The sequence below is a fragment of the Quadrisphaera granulorum genome, from assembly GCF_003149145.1.
In the GTDB taxonomy this organism is placed as follows: Bacteria; Actinomycetota; Actinomycetes; order Actinomycetales; family Quadrisphaeraceae; genus Quadrisphaera; species Quadrisphaera granulorum.
Genome location: NZ_QGDQ01000040.1, coordinates 16,208 through 30,575, shown reverse-complemented (window position 1 = coordinate 30,575; position 14,368 = coordinate 16,208). Strand labels below are relative to the sequence as shown.

General features: G+C 74.0%; 17 protein-coding genes and 1 tRNA gene. 16 read left to right on the top strand and 2 right to left on the bottom strand.

Annotated features, from left to right (window positions below):
* Positions 1-302 precede the first annotated feature (302 nt).
* From BXY45_RS21125 to BXY45_RS21065, 13 genes are all read left to right on the top strand, one after another.
* Positions 303-728 carry a hypothetical protein gene (locus BXY45_RS21125; RefSeq protein WP_109776507.1) on the top strand — a complete coding sequence of 142 codons (426 nt, stop codon included), beginning with the start codon at positions 303-305 and terminating at the stop codon, positions 726-728.
* Between the two features lie 169 nt (positions 729-897).
* Positions 898-1,749, top strand: a complete 852-nt coding sequence (locus BXY45_RS21120) for an HpcH/HpaI aldolase/citrate lyase family protein (RefSeq protein ID WP_109776506.1) — start codon at positions 898-900, stop codon at positions 1,747-1,749.
* 37 nt (positions 1,750-1,786) lie between these two features.
* A complete protein-coding gene (locus BXY45_RS21115; RefSeq protein ID WP_146211310.1) occupies positions 1,787-2,140 on the top strand; it encodes a hypothetical protein in 354 nt (117 codons plus the stop codon).
* Entirely contained in the window at positions 2,133-2,729 is a 597-nt protein-coding gene (locus BXY45_RS21110) for a phosphoesterase PA-phosphatase (protein WP_109776504.1), read from the top strand. The genes BXY45_RS21115 and BXY45_RS21110 overlap by 8 nt, the downstream gene beginning before the upstream one ends.
* A 99-nt stretch (positions 2,730-2,828) precedes the next feature.
* Positions 2,829-3,407, top strand: coding sequence for a TetR/AcrR family transcriptional regulator (locus tag BXY45_RS21105; RefSeq protein WP_146211309.1), 579 nt, complete (start codon positions 2,829-2,831; stop codon positions 3,405-3,407).
* On the top strand, positions 3,404-4,474 hold the full coding sequence (locus tag BXY45_RS21100) for an ABC-2 transporter permease (protein ID WP_109776502.1): 1,071 nt from the start codon (positions 3,404-3,406) through the stop codon (positions 4,472-4,474). Before BXY45_RS21105 ends, BXY45_RS21100 begins: the two co-directional genes overlap by 4 nt.
* Before the next feature lie 191 nt (positions 4,475-4,665).
* Positions 4,666-5,616: an ATP-binding cassette domain-containing protein gene (locus BXY45_RS21095; RefSeq protein ID WP_109776501.1), complete on the top strand. Its 951-nt coding sequence runs from the start codon at positions 4,666-4,668 to the stop codon at positions 5,614-5,616.
* Positions 5,613-6,509 carry an ABC transporter permease gene (locus BXY45_RS21090; RefSeq protein WP_109776500.1) on the top strand — a complete coding sequence of 299 codons (897 nt, stop codon included), beginning with the start codon at positions 5,613-5,615 and terminating at the stop codon, positions 6,507-6,509. Before BXY45_RS21095 ends, BXY45_RS21090 begins: the two co-directional genes overlap by 4 nt.
* Before the next feature lie 34 nt (positions 6,510-6,543).
* Complete coding sequence (locus BXY45_RS21085; protein ID WP_109776499.1) at positions 6,544-7,815, top strand: sensor histidine kinase; 1,272 nt, start codon at positions 6,544-6,546, stop codon at positions 7,813-7,815.
* 68 nt (positions 7,816-7,883) lie between these two features.
* Positions 7,884-8,546, top strand: coding sequence for a response regulator (locus BXY45_RS21080; protein ID WP_342799598.1), 663 nt, complete (start codon positions 7,884-7,886; stop codon positions 8,544-8,546).
* A gap of 55 nt (positions 8,547-8,601) precedes the next feature.
* Entirely contained in the window at positions 8,602-9,513 is a 912-nt protein-coding gene (locus BXY45_RS21075) for an aminotransferase class IV (protein ID WP_170131660.1), read from the top strand.
* 124 nt (positions 9,514-9,637) lie between these two features.
* Positions 9,638-9,713: transfer RNA gene (locus BXY45_RS21070), tRNA-His, on the top strand.
* Positions 9,714-9,879: 166 nt separating this feature from the next.
* Positions 9,880-10,074 (top strand): hypothetical protein, encoded by a 195-nt coding sequence (locus BXY45_RS21065; RefSeq protein WP_146211308.1) that lies wholly within the window; start codon positions 9,880-9,882, stop codon positions 10,072-10,074.
* Between the two features lie 66 nt (positions 10,075-10,140).
* Here the strand turns inward: BXY45_RS21065 and orn are convergent, their stop codons facing one another.
* On the bottom strand, positions 10,141-10,746 hold the full coding sequence (orn, locus tag BXY45_RS21060; protein WP_109776513.1) for an oligoribonuclease: 606 nt from the start codon (positions 10,744-10,746) through the stop codon (positions 10,141-10,143).
* Between the two features lie 105 nt (positions 10,747-10,851).
* On the opposite strand from orn, the gene BXY45_RS21055 reads away from it, so the two are divergent.
* Entirely contained in the window at positions 10,852-12,018 is a 1,167-nt protein-coding gene (locus tag BXY45_RS21055) for a PrsW family intramembrane metalloprotease (RefSeq protein ID WP_109776495.1), read from the top strand.
* Between the two features lie 250 nt (positions 12,019-12,268).
* Complete coding sequence (locus BXY45_RS21050) at positions 12,269-12,706, top strand: hypothetical protein (RefSeq protein WP_109776494.1); 438 nt, start codon at positions 12,269-12,271, stop codon at positions 12,704-12,706.
* Positions 12,707-12,751: 45 nt separating this feature from the next.
* Here BXY45_RS21050 and BXY45_RS21045 read toward each other — a convergent pair whose 3' ends face one another.
* Positions 12,752-13,276 (bottom strand): hypothetical protein, encoded by a 525-nt coding sequence (locus BXY45_RS21045; RefSeq protein WP_146211307.1) that lies wholly within the window; start codon positions 13,274-13,276, stop codon positions 12,752-12,754.
* A 305-nt stretch (positions 13,277-13,581) separates the two neighbouring features.
* Here BXY45_RS21045 and BXY45_RS21040 point away from each other — a divergent pair, with 305 nt between their 5' ends.
* Complete coding sequence (locus tag BXY45_RS21040) at positions 13,582-14,301, top strand: VIT1/CCC1 transporter family protein (protein WP_425468345.1); 720 nt, start codon at positions 13,582-13,584, stop codon at positions 14,299-14,301.
* The last annotated feature ends 67 nt before the right edge of the window (positions 14,302-14,368 follow it).

Sequence of the window (14,368 nt, the reverse complement as noted above, 5' to 3'; positions counted from 1 at the left end):
GATGCTGCGTGACCGTCAGCCCTACCGCCCACGGACGACGCCGACGAGCTCTGAGGTGGCCCTGGCCGCTTGACAACGACATAGGGACACCCCCCGGCGGGGACGGGTGCGTCTGGCCGAACTGGTCGCACCGATCTCCTGTGCTGCGGTGAGGAGGAAGCCGATGCACTGTGTGGTTGCTGTGAAAGGACGCGCTGGTGTCGACGGGGAACCCGGTCATCACCTACCGTGATAGTCAAGATTTCTACTACTACATCGAACGTCGTGGATCGCCCGACGGGCGACGCCGAAAGGGGCCACCTGTGAGCTCGAGCACCACATCGACCGCCACCCGATCGAGCAGGCGGGCTGCCGCCCCCAGCGGGCCCCTGCGCCTCCTGCAGGTCACCACCGCCCTCTCGGTGCTCGTGCTCCTCGCCCAGTTCGTCACCGCGGGCCAGCTCCTCAGCGGCAACGGGGGCATCGAGGACGTGCACGGAGGCGGCGCCATCGCCATGCACGTGGTCCAGGGGCTTGTGCTCGGCTCGGCTTTCCTCCTGCAGCGCGCCACGCGCGGGCCGCTCTGGCCGACGGCGTTGGCGGCCCTGTCGTTCGTCGTCGGCTTCGCGCAGGCCTGGACCGGGAGCCACTCCGGCATGGCCGTGCACGTGCCCGGCGCGATCATCACCAGCGTCGTGACCGTCTGGGTGGCCGCCTGGGCGTTCTCGGGCGCACGCCGCGCGGAGTGAGTGTGGGATGAGTTTCGCCGCCTGAGTCCCACCGCCCGCGCGTGACCCCGGTCTCGGCGTTGGGCGGTGGTGTTCGATGCCGAGGGTGACCCCGTGGTAGGACTCAGGGCGATTCACTGACCGCACCGCCGCGCTCGAGTGCGCCGCGAACTCTGAGGAGCACCACCCGATGCCCATCACCCGAGGCGTGGACGCCAAGATCGCCCGCTCGTGGCTCCTCGTCAACGCCGGCCGCCCCGAGACCTTCGAGCCGGCCGCGGCCTCCCGCGCGGACCAGATCATCCTCGACATCGAGGACGCCGTGGACCCGGCCTACAAGGCCGAGGCGCGCCGCACGGTCATCGACTGGCTGGCCACCAGCGGGCACAGCGCGTGGGTCCGCATCAACGACCACACCACCACGTTCTGGGAGAGCGACGTCCGCGAACTCTCTCAGGCCGCTGCCGCCGGTGGCGGGCTGGCTGGCGTCATGCTCGCCAAGGCCGAGGCCCCCGAGCACGTCACGGAGACGTTCGACCGTCTCGGCGGCTCCCTGCCCGTGATCGCGCTCGTGGAGTCCGCCCTCGGCATCGAAGAGTCGGTGCGGATCGCCCGCGCCCGCGGCGCGTTCCGTCTGGCCTTCGGCAGCGGTGACTACCGCCGCGACACCGGCACCGCCGCCGACGACCTGGCGATGGCCTACCCGCGTTCGCGCCTCGTCGTCGCCAGCCGCATCGGCAACCTGCCCGGCCCCATCGATGGCCCCACGGTCGGCTCCAGCCACGCTGTGCTGCGCGAGCAGTCGGCCCTGACGGTGGCGCTGGGTCTGACCGGCAAGCTCTGCCTGCAGGCCGAGCAGGTGCCGGTCATCAACGAGGTCATCAGCCCCACCCAGTCCGACATCGTCTGGGCGCAAGACTTCCTCGCCGACTTCGAGGCCCGCGGCCGCGTGGTCCGCGACGGATCCGACCTGCCCCGCCTGGGCCGCGCCCGCAAGATCATGAACCTGGCGGCGGCACTGGGGCTCATCCCCTCCAGCTGACCGCCCGCTGTCGGTGGCGCCTGTCACCGTGGTCCCCGTGGACGACGACGACGGCGCGCTGCCCGGCGGGCGCGGCGAGCTGCGCCTGGTGACCGTGCTGCTGACCCTCGCCGTGCCGCCCGCGGCGGATGCTGACGACGCCGCCGCGCTCGCGGCCGACGCGGCCGCGTCGACGGCGCTACACGTGGTGCACGCCGCCGGCGTGGAGGGGCACCTGCCGGCGCCGGGCGCCACCGTGGTGCGGGCGGGGCGGCAGCAACCGTGGACGGTGCAGGCGGTCACGGGCCGGTCGGTGCGTCTGCGCGACCTCGCGGGCGACGTCGTCGAGGTGGCGCGGTCCACCGTGCTGCCGGACCCGCTCGACGCTGGGGCGCTGGCCGAGGGTGCCTGAACCGGCGGCCGTGACGGCGCGGCCGCGCTGGGCGGTGTGGGCCTCGGAGGCGCTGGCCCCCGCCGTCCTCGCGACGGTCCTGCCGATCGTCGTGGGTGCTGCCGCTGCCGGGGGTCGGGGGGCTGTGCTGGCCGCGGTGGGGGCTGCGGCCGCGGTGGTACCGGGCCTCACACTGGTGCTGTACCTCGTGCGCCGCGGTCGTGTCGTCGACCACCACCTGTCCGACCGTGCCGACAGGCCCCGCGTGCTCGCGGCGGTGCTCGTCGGGGTGGTGGCGTCGGTGGCGCTGCAGGTCGTGCTGGGGGCGCCGCCGGCCCTGCTCGTCCTGTTTGGCTCGATGGCGCTGCTGCTCGGGGTGTGCGCCGTGGTGTCGGTGCGGTGGAAGGTCTCGCTGCACGCCGCGGCAGGTGCGGCGTCGCTGGGGGCGCTCGTCGCAACGTTCGGTCCGTGGCCCCTGGTCGGCCTGCCGCTGGTGGGCCTGCTGGCCGTCTCGCGTGTGGTGCTGCGCGCCCACACGCCGGCGCAGGTGCTCGCCGGGCTGGCGCTCGGGGCGCTCGCCGCCGTTGCGGCCGCCGTCGTGACCGGCTGAGGCCGCCGACCGGCTTAAGGCTCGTAGCGCCGCCTCGAATCCCTTTCGGTACGATACTGTCTCGTACTGAAAGGGGGGCGCTTGTCTGTCGATCCACGCGTGGTGCGATCGCGCGCGGCCGTGGTCGCCGGTGCCGCCGAGCTGCTGCTCAACGACGGCCCCGGGGCCGTCACCATCGACGCCGTCGTCCAGCGCACGGGAGTCGCCCGGTCGACCATCTACCGGCACTTCCCCACGAGCACCGACGTCCTGCGCGCCGCCGTCGAGGCGGTGCTGCCGGTCTCCGTGCCGGGCGAGTCAGGGGACGACGATGGCGAGCGGCCGAACCCCACCCAGCTGCGCGACGCCCTGCGCCGCCGCCTGCGCGCCACCGCCGACCATCTCGTCGGCGGCGCGTGGACCCGCGCCCTGCCGGCTCTGCTGGAGCTGGTGGCGCGCGACCCCTCGCTGGAGGAGCACCGCGCGCAGATCGTGGCGCGTCACCGCGAACCGCTCCTGGACCTGCTGCGCGTCGTGCGCGACGCGGGGCTCCTGCCCGCCGACGCCGACCTCGCCGTCGTCGCCGATCGCCTCCTCGGCCCGCTGTTCTACCGCCGTCTCGTCAGCGGCGAGCCCCTCACCCATGAGTTGTGCGACCACCTCGTCGACACCGTCCTCACCCCTGGAGACCCCCGATGAGCCACCCCTACCAGCACGCCCACCGGGCAGAGCCCGCGCACCCCACGCTGCGCGCCGAGCTCCGCGACGCCATCGCGCCGCGCACGGTGGCGCTCGTCGTCGCCGTCCTCCTCCTGCAGATGGGTTTCGTGCTCAGCTACGTCGGGGCCTTCCACCACCCGAAGCCGCGCGAGGTGGCGGTGACGGTGGTCGGGCCGACGCAGCAGGTGGCCGACCAGACCGCTGCGGCGCTCAACGGCATCAACGGGCGCCCGCTCGACGTGACCGCCTCCACCGACGTCGACGCCGCGCGCGCCGACCTCACCAACGACGACACCAGCGCCGTCCTCGTCATCGACCCGACGTCCAAGCAGGACCAGCTGCTCGTGACCAGTGCGGGAGGCGCGGCGACCGCGACCGCGGTTCAGGCGGTGCTCACGCAGGCCGAGGCGACGCAGGGCCGCACGCTGGCGGTCCAGGACGTGCTGCCCGCCGGCGCGGGCGACGCGCGCGGCCTGTCCGGCTTCTACCTGGTGACCGGGTGGGTGGTCGGCGGGTACCTGCTGGCTGCGCTGCTGGGCGTGGCGCGCGGCGCGCGGCCGGCGAACCTGCGCCGCGCCGTCATCCGGCTGGGCGCGGTGCTGCCGTACGCCGTGGCCTCCGGCATCGGTGGCGCGCTGATCGTCGGACCGCTGCTGGGTGCGCTCCCGCACGACGCCGGCACGTTCTGGGGGCTGGCGGGCACGGGCATGCTCGTGGTGATGGCGTCGGCCGCGGTGACGATGGCGTTCCAGGTGCTCGCGGGCACCATCGGGATCGGCCTGGCGGTGCTGCTGTTCGTCGTCCTGGGAAACCCGAGCGCCGGCGGTGCGTACCCGCCGCCGTTGCTGCCGCCGTTCTGGGCGTGGCTCTCGGAGGTGCTGCCCAACGGCGCCGCGGTCGACGCGGTGCGGCGGATCGCTTACTTCGACGGGGCGTCGGTGGGGCAGCGGCTGCTTGTCGTGGTGGCGTGGGCCGTGGTGGGGGCTGCGGTCACGCTCGTGGCGGCTCGCTGGCACCAGCTGCGCGCTCGGCCCACCACCTCCTGACCCCTCCGTGATCATGGGCGTCCGCCACCCCAGGGTGGCGGACGCCCATGATCACGGTGAGTTCTGTGCACAGCGCCCATGATCACGGATGGGGGCCCTACCTGAGGAGGGGGTCGACAGGCGGGGAGAGGCGCCACATCGGGACTTCCGGAGGGCGCGCGCTGCGCACCGAGACACCTAGCGTCGACGCTGTGATCGAAGCCCGGAACCTCGTCAAGCGCTACGGCGCCAAGACCGCCGTCAACGACCTCACCTTCACGGTCACCCCCGGCCACGTCACCGGCTTCCTCGGGCCCAACGGCGCCGGCAAGTCCACCACCATGCGCATGGTCGTCGGGCTGGACCGGCCCACCAGCGGCAGCGTCACGGTCAACGGCAAGCGCTACGTCGAGCACCGCACCCCGCTCGCGGAGGTCGGCACGCTGCTGGAGGCCAAGGCCATCCACAAGGGTCGCAGCGCCTTCGACCACCTCCTCGCGCTCGCGCAGAGCCAGGGCATCGGCCGCACGCGCGTCGCGGAGGTCATCGACCTCGTCGGCCTGCACGACGTCGCCCGCAAGCGCGCCGGCGGCTTCTCCCTCGGCATGGGCCAGCGTCTCGGCATCGCCTCCGCGCTGCTGGGAGACCCGGCCACGATCATCCTCGACGAGCCCGTCAACGGCCTCGACCCCGACGGCGTGCTGTGGATCCGCACCCTGTTGCGCGGCCTGGCGGCCGAGGGCCGCACGGTGTTCGTCAGCTCCCACCTCATGAGCGAGATGGCGCTGACGGCCGAGAAGCTCGTCATCGTGGGCCGCGGCCGGTTGCTGGCCGACACCACCGTCGAAGACCTCATCGCCACCGCCACCGACAGGCCCGTGGCGGTCCGCTCCCCGCAGGCCGGTGAGCTGGGCCGCCTGCTCGTGAGCGCCGGCGCCAGCGTCACCGATGTCGAGGTGGGGGAGCTGTCCGTCACGGGCACCACCGCCGAGCGGATCGGCGAGATCGCCGCCGAGCGCGGCCTCGTGCTGCACGAGCTGCACACCGAGAAGGCGTCGCTGGAGCAGGTCTACATGGCCCTCACCCGCGACTCCCGCGAGTACACCACCGACGACGACGCCGCTGACGAGCGCGCCGACCAGCAGCAGGAGGTCGCAGCATGAGCACCAACCCCCTGACCGACGGCAGCAGGACGACGACGAGCGCGGCCAGCCCCGTCCCCGCTCCGCGCGCGCACCGCTCGCAGCACCGTGCGGACACGGGCACCGCCCCGTCGGGTGCCACGCTGCCGCGCGCCGTCCTCGCCGAGTGGACCAAGCTGCGATCGCTGCGCTCGACGTGGTGGACGCTGCTCATCGCGCTCGCGCTGGCCATCGGCTTCGCGGCGCTGATCGCCGCCGTCATCTCCAACCCCGACGCCACCCAGCCGCGAGGCGGCCCCGGCGCCAACGGCCTGGCCGACCCCGTGGCCGCGGCACTCGGCGCCACGGGCTTCTCCGCTCTCGTGCTCGGCGTCCTGGGGGCGCTCGTCGCCTCGGGGGAGTACGCCACCGGCTCGATCTCCTCCAGCCTCATGGCGCTGCCGCGCCGGTGGCCGCTCGTGGTGGCCAAGGCGTCGGTGCTGCTGGCGGTGCTCGTGCCGTTCACGCTGGTGCTCTCCCTCGGCGCGCTGTGGATGGCGCAGGTGGTCTACGGCGACGCGGCCACCATCGACTGGACCGCCAGCGAGACGGTCTCCGCCGTGCTCGGCAACAGCGGCTACCTCGTGGCGGTGGCGCTGTTCGGCCTGGGCCTCGGGTTGCTGCTGCGTGCGACCGCGGGAGCTATCACGTTCCTCGTGGCGGTGGTGTTCGTGGCCCCGCCGCTGCTGCAGCTGGTCACGTGGGACTGGGTCAAGGCCATCGCCCACCGCTTCCCCGACGTCGCCGCGACCTCCCTGCAGTCGACCACCGGCACCGGCGTGCTCTCCGACGTCGCCGCGTGGCTGACGCTGCTCGGCTGGGCCGTGGTGCCGGTCGCGCTGGGCGCGCTCGCGCTGCAGCGCCGCGACGCCTGAGGGGCCGGTCGCCCTGGTCGCCGTCCACCACGGCGTGCGCGCCGCCTTCGCCGCCCACCCCCGTCTGCGCGACGCGGGGTGGGCGGCGGTGCTGCTGCTGCCGCTGCTGCCCGACGCGGCGTTCAGCGCCGGACCGCACACCGGTCCGCTGGTGCTGGTCACCGCCGCCCCGCTGTGGTGGCACCGGCGCGCGCCGCTCGCGGCACTGCTCGTCACCTGCCTCCTAGCCGCTCCCGTGTGGGGGATGCTCGGCGCCGCCCGGCCCGCCTTCCCCGCGGTGCTCGTGCTGGCCGGTGTGGTGTCGCTGGCTCAGCGTCGGCGCGGAGCGCAGCTGCGGGTGGGGGTGGCGGCCGCCGTCGTCGTCGTCCTGGTCCTGGCCCTCACCGACCGACTGGCCCGCGGTGGCGGGGAGCCGCCCACGTCGGTGTGGGCGTCGCCGCTGGTCACGGGGCCGATGCTCGCGGCTGCGGTGTTCCTCGGCACCACGCTGCGCGCGCGCCGCGAGCAGCTGCGCCTGCTGCGTGAACGCGCCGAGCAGCTGCAGGCCGAGCGCGACCACCGCGCGCAGATCGCCGTCGCCGCCGAGCGCGCCCGCATCGCTCACGAGCTGCACGACGTCGTCGCCCACGCCCTCACCGTGGTGGTCAGGCTCGGCGACGGCATGGCTGCCCGCGCCCACCGCGACCCGGCAGCCCCGCCCGACGCGGCGGTGCTGGACGCCATGACCGCCACCTCCCGCCAGGCGCTCGCCGAGATGCGGCGCCTGCTCGGCGTGCTCGCGGAGCCCAGCGGCCCGGGGGAGAGCCCCGACCGTGCGCCCCTGCCCGGGGGTGAGGAGGACGACGACGGCCTGGACGCCGTCGTCGCCGCGGTCCGCGCGGCGGGCGTGCCCGTCCGCCTCACCCGGAGCGGCCCGCAGGAGGGCTGGAGCCGCGCGACGCGCCTGGCCGTCCACCGCATCGTCACGGGCGCGCTCACCAACGTGCTCGACCACGCCGGGCTCGGCGCCCGAGCGGAAGTGCTGGTCAGCTGCGACGGCACCTCGGTGGAGGTGATCGTGGACGACGACGGCGTGGGCGTCGGCGTGCTGCCCGCTGAGCGCTCTGATGGTCGGGCTGACGGTCGAGCTGATGTCCGCTCGCTCGGACGCGGGCGAGGGCTGCTCGGCATGCGGGAGCGGGCGGAGGCCTTCGGGGGCACCTTCAGCGCCGGGCCGCAGCCGGCGGGGGGATGGCGCGTGCGCGTCGTCGTGCCGGTGCACCCGGCAGACCCTGGCGCGACGGCAGGGCAGGCTGGTCCGCTGTGAGCGAGGGGCAGCGACCGCTGCGGGTGCTGCTGGTCGACGACCAGGCCCTCGTCCGCCTCGGGTTCCGCATGCTGCTGGAGTCGGTGGGACCCGACGAGGGGCTCGAGGTGGTGGGGGAGGCCGGCGACGGCGCCACGGCCGTGCGCATGGTGGCCGCGCTGCAGCCCGACGTGGTGCTCATGGACGTACGGATGCCGCGGGTCGACGGCATCGAGGCGACCCGGCGGATCGTGGAGTCCGGGGCGGCGGCGAGGGTGCTCGTGCTGACCACATTCGATCTCGACGACCTGGCCTTCGCCGCGCTGCGGGCGGGGGCGAGCGGCTTCCTGCTCAAGGACGTCCAGCCTGACGAGCTGGTCAGGGCGCTGCACGCCGTCGCCGCCGGCGACGCCGTGCTGACACCGCGGCTCACGCGGCACCTGCTGCACCTGGCCGAGGAGCGCCTACCGGGCGGACCCGCCGCTGGCGATGTGCAGCCACCGGAGGAGGTGGTGCGCCCCGAGGTGGCGCAGCTGGAGCAGCTGACCCCGCGTGAGCGCGACGTGCTCGTCGAGGTGGCTCGGGGCCTGTCCAACGCGGAGATCGCGCGACGGCTGGTGTTGTCCGAGCCCACGGTCAAGGGGCACGTCGGTCGGCTGCTCGCCAAGCTGGGGCTGCGTGACCGGGTGCAGGTGGTGGTGTGGGCCTACCGCGCCGGCGTGGTCACCCCCGATGACCCCACCCCGTCGTGACGACGGCTGGGGTGGGGCGGGGGCGCGCGGACGTCGCGGCGTAGCGTCGTCGCCCGTGTCTGCGCTGCTCGTCGTCGCCGTGTCCGCTGAGGGGTGCCCGCCCGCCGTCGTCGATGTGAACCAGCCGGTGGTGGCTGCCGACGACCTCGGGCTCACCCGCGGTGACGGCTGCTTCGAGGGGTTGCGTCTGGTCCGGCAGGACGGGGACGGCGGGGGCGTCGTCGTCCCCAATCTCGAGGCGCACCTGGCTCGCCTGCAGCGGTCGGCCCGGGCGCTGGAGCTCCCCGAGGACCCCACCGCCTGGGCGCGAGCGCTGGATGTGGCTGCTCAGGAGTGGGCCGGAGGGTTCCCGGAGGCCGGCGAGGCCGCGGTCAAGCTGTCCGTGACGCGCGGGCGGCCGCAGCCCGCTGGTGCGCCGCCGCAGCCGACCGTCGTCGTCACCGTCAGCGCCATGGACCCCGGCTCGCTCCGAGCCCGCCGCGAGGGGATCGCTGTGGCGTCGATGACCCGCGGCTACTCCCCGGACGCCTTCGCCGGAGCTCCGTGGCTGCTCGGCGGCGTGAAGACGCTGTCGTATGCCGTGCACACCTCGGCCCAGCGCGAGGCTGCGCGGCGCGGTGCCCATGACGCGCTGTTCGTCGCTGCCGACGGTTCGCTGCTGGAGGCGCCCACTGCGTCGGTGCTGTGGGTGCCGGGGCCGGGGATGCTGCGTACGGTCGCGGCGCGTGAGAACGGCATCCTCGGGAGCACCACGCAGCACCTGCTCTTCGAGCGGGCTGTTCGTGCCGGGTGGCGCACGGAGGAGACCACCGGCACCCTCCACGATCTCCGCGACGCCCACCTGGTGCTGTTCACCAGCGCTGTGCGGGGCCCGGTGCGGGTGGTGCAGCTGGACGGCGAGCCTGTCAGCCAGCACGCCGGCGCGGCGGCCCTGACCGCTGAGCTGCAGGCCCTCGCCGGTTTCTGACCCTGCTGCCCAGGGTGGCCAGGGTCCATGATCACGGTGGGTGGGGGAGTCACCCGCCCGGGCGCGCGAGCCGGCCGACGCGAGCCTGTAGGATCCTCTGGTGCCGCGCACGCGCGGCGCGATGGTGGGCGTAGCTCAGCTGGTAGAGCGCCGCGTTGTGGTCGCGGATGTCGCGGGTTCAAGTCCCGTCGCTCACCCCACCCGACAGGCCCGGGCATCACGCCCGGGCCTGTCGTGCATGCGGCGCCGGACTGCTCGCGAATTCGTGCGGCAAGAGGGTGGTCCGGCCCGAAAGTCTGCGAGCCAAGCTGCCGATGATCCGGATGAAGACGCCGAACCGTGGCGGACTCCGGAAGGGAGCAGACAGTGCAGCAGCAGCCGCGCCCGGACCTCGTGGTGGAGTTCTCCCCCAGGGAGAGCGTGATGCGGCTCCTCCAGCAGCACGTGCCCCTGTCGCTGCTGGTCGACCTGTCGCTGCCCGAGTGCCCCGACTCCGAGGAGATCCTCGCCGAGGAGCGCTGGCAGGGCGACACCTCGTGGGCGGACCGCCGCAGCTTCTGAGCCGCGCTCCGGTCGGCCCTCTGGCCGCCCCAGCCTTGGCCCAGACCTCCGGGTCAGCGCTCCCGGTCAGCCCTGCGTGACGCGCTGGGCGACGGCCTTCGCCGTCGCCGAGTCGGGCCCGGGGTCGGGCACGAACACGGCCTGCCGGTAGTACTTCAGCTCCGTGATGCTCTCGTGGATGTCGGCGAGGGCCCGGTGGCCGCCGGCCTTGGCCGGCGCCGCGAAATACGCCCGCGGGTACCAGCGGCGCGCCAGCTCCTTGATGGAGCTCACGTCGATGATCCGGTAGTGCAGGTGGTCGTCGAGCTCAGGCATGTCGCGCGCGAGGAAGCCGCGGTCGGTGCCGACGGAGTTGCCGGCCAGCGGCGCCTTGCGCGGCTCGGGCACGTGGCTGCGCACGTAGTCGAGCACGATGCGGCTGGCCTCCTCCATGGACATCCCGTGGGGGAGTTCCTCGAGCAGGCCCGACGTGGTGTGCATGGTCCGCACCACGTCGCGCATCTGGGCGACCGCCTCGTCGGAGGGCTTGATGATGACGTCGACGCCTTCGTCGATGACGTTGAGGTCGGAGTCGGTGACGAGCACGGCCACCTCCACCAGCGCATCGACGGAGAGGTCGAGGCCCGTCATCTCGCAGTCGATCCAGACGATGCGCTCAGCCGAGGTGCTCACCACCGGCGTCACTGTAGTGACCTGCCGGCGGCCCTTCCCGGGGCATCACGTGAGCTCGGCCCGTCGCGGGGCCGCGGAGCCGCGGCGCAGCTAGCGTGAACTGCCATGGAGCCCGCCCCCGCCGTCGTCCTCCGCGGCGAGGGCGAACCGCACCTGCACCTGCCCCAGCGCCGCGCGCGTCGCACCGGAGTGGGCAGGATCCTCGTCCGGATCGCCCTGATCCTGGTCATCGCTGGGTGCGGTCTTCTGACGGTGCTGCTCATCGCGACCGACACGGGCGTCACCGGCTTCACCGTGGGCACGATGCTCGCGCTGCTGCCCGTGGTGCCGGTCGTCGCCGCGATCCTCTGGCTCGACAGGTACGAGCACGAGCCAGCCGGCCAGCTGGTGTTCGCCTTCGCGTGGGGTGCCTTCGTCGCGACGTTCGTCTCGCTGGTGCTCAACACCTCCTCCATGGAGCTCATCCGCGCCGCCGGCGGCGACCCGGACTCCGCCGCCGTGGTCGTGGCGCCGTTCGTGGAGGAGACCACCAAGGGCCTCGCCGTGCTGCTGCTGTGGCTGTTCCGGCGCCGCGAGTTCGACGGCGTGGTCGACGGCATCGTCTATGCGGCGCTGGCCGGCGTCGGGTTCGCCTTCGTCGAGAACGTGCTCTACCTGGGACGCAGCTTCTCCGAGGACGGCGGCGGCGTCACCGCGGTGACGTTCGTCGTGCGCTGCCTGTTCAGCCCCTTCGCGCACCCGCTCTTCACGGCCGCGATCGGCGTGGGCATCGGGATCGCGGCCTCGCGCCGCAACCCGGCGATCCGGCTGCTCGCGCCGGTGCTGGGCTGGTGCGTGGCCGTGGGGCTGCATGCCCTGTGGAACCTCACCGCGTCGCAGGGTCTGCAGGGCTTCATCGGTACCTACGTGGCGCTGCAGGTGCCGATTTTCATTGCGGCGGTGGCGGTGGCCGTGGCGGCCCGCTCCCGCGAGGGCCGCCTGCTGCGTCGCCACCTCGCCGGGTATGCGGAGGCGGGGTGGATCACCCCGGCCGAGGCCCGGATGCTCGCCTCGCTGCCCGAGCGCGCCCGCGCTCGCGACTGGGCGGGCCGGACCCTGGGGCCGCAGGCGCGCCTGGCCATGCGCGACTTCCAGGAGCTCGCCAGCGAGCTTGCCTTCCTGCGCGACCGGATGGAGCGCGGCACGGCGCCCGCGGGGGCGGCGGAGGCAGAGCTGGCGGGGCTGCAGTCGATGTGGAGGCTGCGCCGGGGGTTCGTGCCTGTCGCCGGATGAAGGACGACGACGGCGTCCGGCGGCACGGCGTCCGGCGGCACGGCGTCCGGCAGCCTGGCGTTCGGCGGCACGGCGTATGGCGGCACGGCGCATGGCGCGGTGCCCCGGTGAACGGTGTGTGACGGGCGACTCACCGTCCGGTGTCCGCCCCAGGTCGCCGATGCACCGTCCGGCGCATAGTCTTCGGCACCGGCCGAGGGGGCCCGAGCCCTCCCGACCTCGCTGGGCGGCCGGTGAGGGGAATTCCGCCATGACCGTTCGCCAGGACATCACGCCGCAGGAGGCTGCTGTTGCGCGTGCCTTCGTGAGCCGCACCGTCGCCGCCTGGAAGGGGCTCGCCGCTGCGGCGCGAGCCGACAGCACCGGCACCTCAGCTCAGTCGGCGGGGGAGATGGAGCCCCGCTGCGCGGAGGCGCTCGTGCTCTCGCTGGACAGGTTCGTCACCGCGCACGGTCGGCCGGCGGGGGCTGTCACCGCGGCTGACGAGCTCGCCCTCGTCGCGACCGCCGTCATGAGCCCGGCGGGCCGCTTCGTCGCTGACGACTCCGGGGAGTACGTGCCGGACCAGTCCGTGCTCGGGCTGCTGCCCGGAGAGCCCGTGCGGTCGCTGCGGATGGACTCCGTGGAGCGTCTCGCCGTGCGCGTGCTCGCCGAGGTCGACGCGCAGCTGAAGCTCAGCGTCGCCTGAGGCGTCGTCGAGTCGGGTGCAGGCCCCCGGGGGACCGTCGGCGCGTCAGGCGCCGACGGTCCACAGGTCGCGCGCCGCGCGCCACACCGGCAGCCACGCGCCGCCCTCGGTGACGAGGGCGGCCAACGCCAGCGGCTGCGTGAGGCGCAGGTGCAGCAGCACCACACAGGTGGCCAGCAGGGCTGCCCTACCGCGCGAAGGGCTGGTCCCGGCGGGAGTATGGATGCGGAAGTTCGCGGTGCCCGCGTCGATGTCGATGACGACGCCCACGCCAGACTCCTCCAGGAGCGCGTCGAGACCGCGCGCGAGCGCAGCGATCCCCTCGCGAAAGCCCGGCGCCGCCGTCGTCGTCATCGGGGTGAGGGGCGCGGCGTAGCGCCCGAGCACCTCCGCGGCCAGCACTGCGGCCAGTGACACCGAGGCGCGCCAGTCGGCGGCGGTGGCGTGCAGGTGGGGGAAGGCGGCTTCGACGAGCTCGACCAGGCTCGCGTGCAGCTGCCCCGGCACGGCGTGGCCCACCTGGCCGGGCAGCTGGCCGTATCGCGCGGCGTCAGCGAGGTGCGCTCGCACCTCCCGCGCCACGACCTCGGGGCCGCGCCGGCGCGGGGTGCCACACGGGACCGGCAGGCTCGACGGACCCGACAGGCCTGGCGAGCCGGATTCCTGCGGAGAACGCGGGGCAGGGACGCGCGGTGAGGGAAGCGAGGGCGTGGGGCGGGGAGTCGGCTCGATCGTTCCCGCACCACGCCCCACGACCGGGAGGTGAGCGGTGGTGAGCACGTTTCGAGGGTATGCGGCCGAGGCGCCGCAGCCTGGTTGCGCGAGCGCGACGCGCCGGAGGGGCTGGGGCCCACGGCACCGGGGAAGGGTGGAGGATCGGCCGGGTGAGCACGGCCGACGCGACGGAACCGGACCTGCACCAGGGGGTCGGTGACCGCCTCAACTGGCTGCGCGCCGGGGTGCTCGGCGCCAACGACGGCATCGTCTCGGTCGCGGGCATCGTGCTCGGCGTGCTGGGCGCCACCAGCGACAGCGGCGTGCTGCTGACCGCCGGAACCGCCGGTCTGGTGGCGGGCGCGCTCTCCATGGCGGTCGGCGAGTACGTCTCGGTCAGCACCCAGAAGGACACCCAGAACGCCCTGCTCGCCCTGGAACGCCGCGAGCTGGCCGAGATGCCCGAGCAGGAGCTCGTCGAGCTTGCCGAGATCTACGAGGCCAAGGGCATCCCGGCTGACCTCGCTCACCAGGTAGCCGTGGCGCTCACCGAGCGGGACGCGCTGCGCGCCCACGCCGAGGCCGAGCTCAACCTCGACCCGGACGAGGTGGTCAAGCCCTGGCAGGCGGCGTGGGCGTCGATGGTCTCGTTCACGGTCGGGGCGCTGCTGCCGTTGCTGGCGGCCCTGCTCATCCCCAGCCCCGCGCAGGTAGTGGCGACGGTGTCGGCGGTGCTCGTCGCGCTGGCGTTGACCGGTGCGGTGAGCGCGCGTCTGGGCGGAGCGTCGGTGGGGCGGGCGGTGCTGCGGACGATGGTCGGCGGGGCCGTGGCCATGGCCGTGACGTACGGGATCGGCAGCCTGGTGGGCGTCGCCGTGTGATGAGGTGGCCGACTTCCCATGATCACGGTGATCGGGGGACGTCGGACATCAGCACGGACATCAGCGC

What these genes read in the sequence shown, in the direction of transcription:
- BXY45_RS21120 (WP_109776506.1), top strand. Translation starts at nt 898, where the DNA reads ATGCCCATCACCCGAGGCGTGGACGCCAAGATCGCCCGCTCGTGGCTC.
- BXY45_RS21050 (WP_109776494.1), top strand. Translation starts at nt 12,269, where the DNA reads ATGACCGTTCGCCAGGACATCACGCCGCAGGAGGCTGCTGTTGCGCGT.
- BXY45_RS21055 (WP_109776495.1), top strand. Translation starts at nt 10,852, where the DNA reads ATGGAGCCCGCCCCCGCCGTCGTCCTCCGCGGCGAGGGCGAACCGCAC.
- BXY45_RS21090 (WP_109776500.1), top strand. Translation starts at nt 5,613, where the DNA reads ATGAGCACCAACCCCCTGACCGACGGCAGCAGGACGACGACGAGCGCG.
- BXY45_RS21080 (WP_342799598.1), top strand. Translation starts at nt 7,884, where the DNA reads ATGCTGCTGGAGTCGGTGGGACCCGACGAGGGGCTCGAGGTGGTGGGG.
- BXY45_RS21100 (WP_109776502.1), top strand. Translation starts at nt 3,404, where the DNA reads ATGAGCCACCCCTACCAGCACGCCCACCGGGCAGAGCCCGCGCACCCC.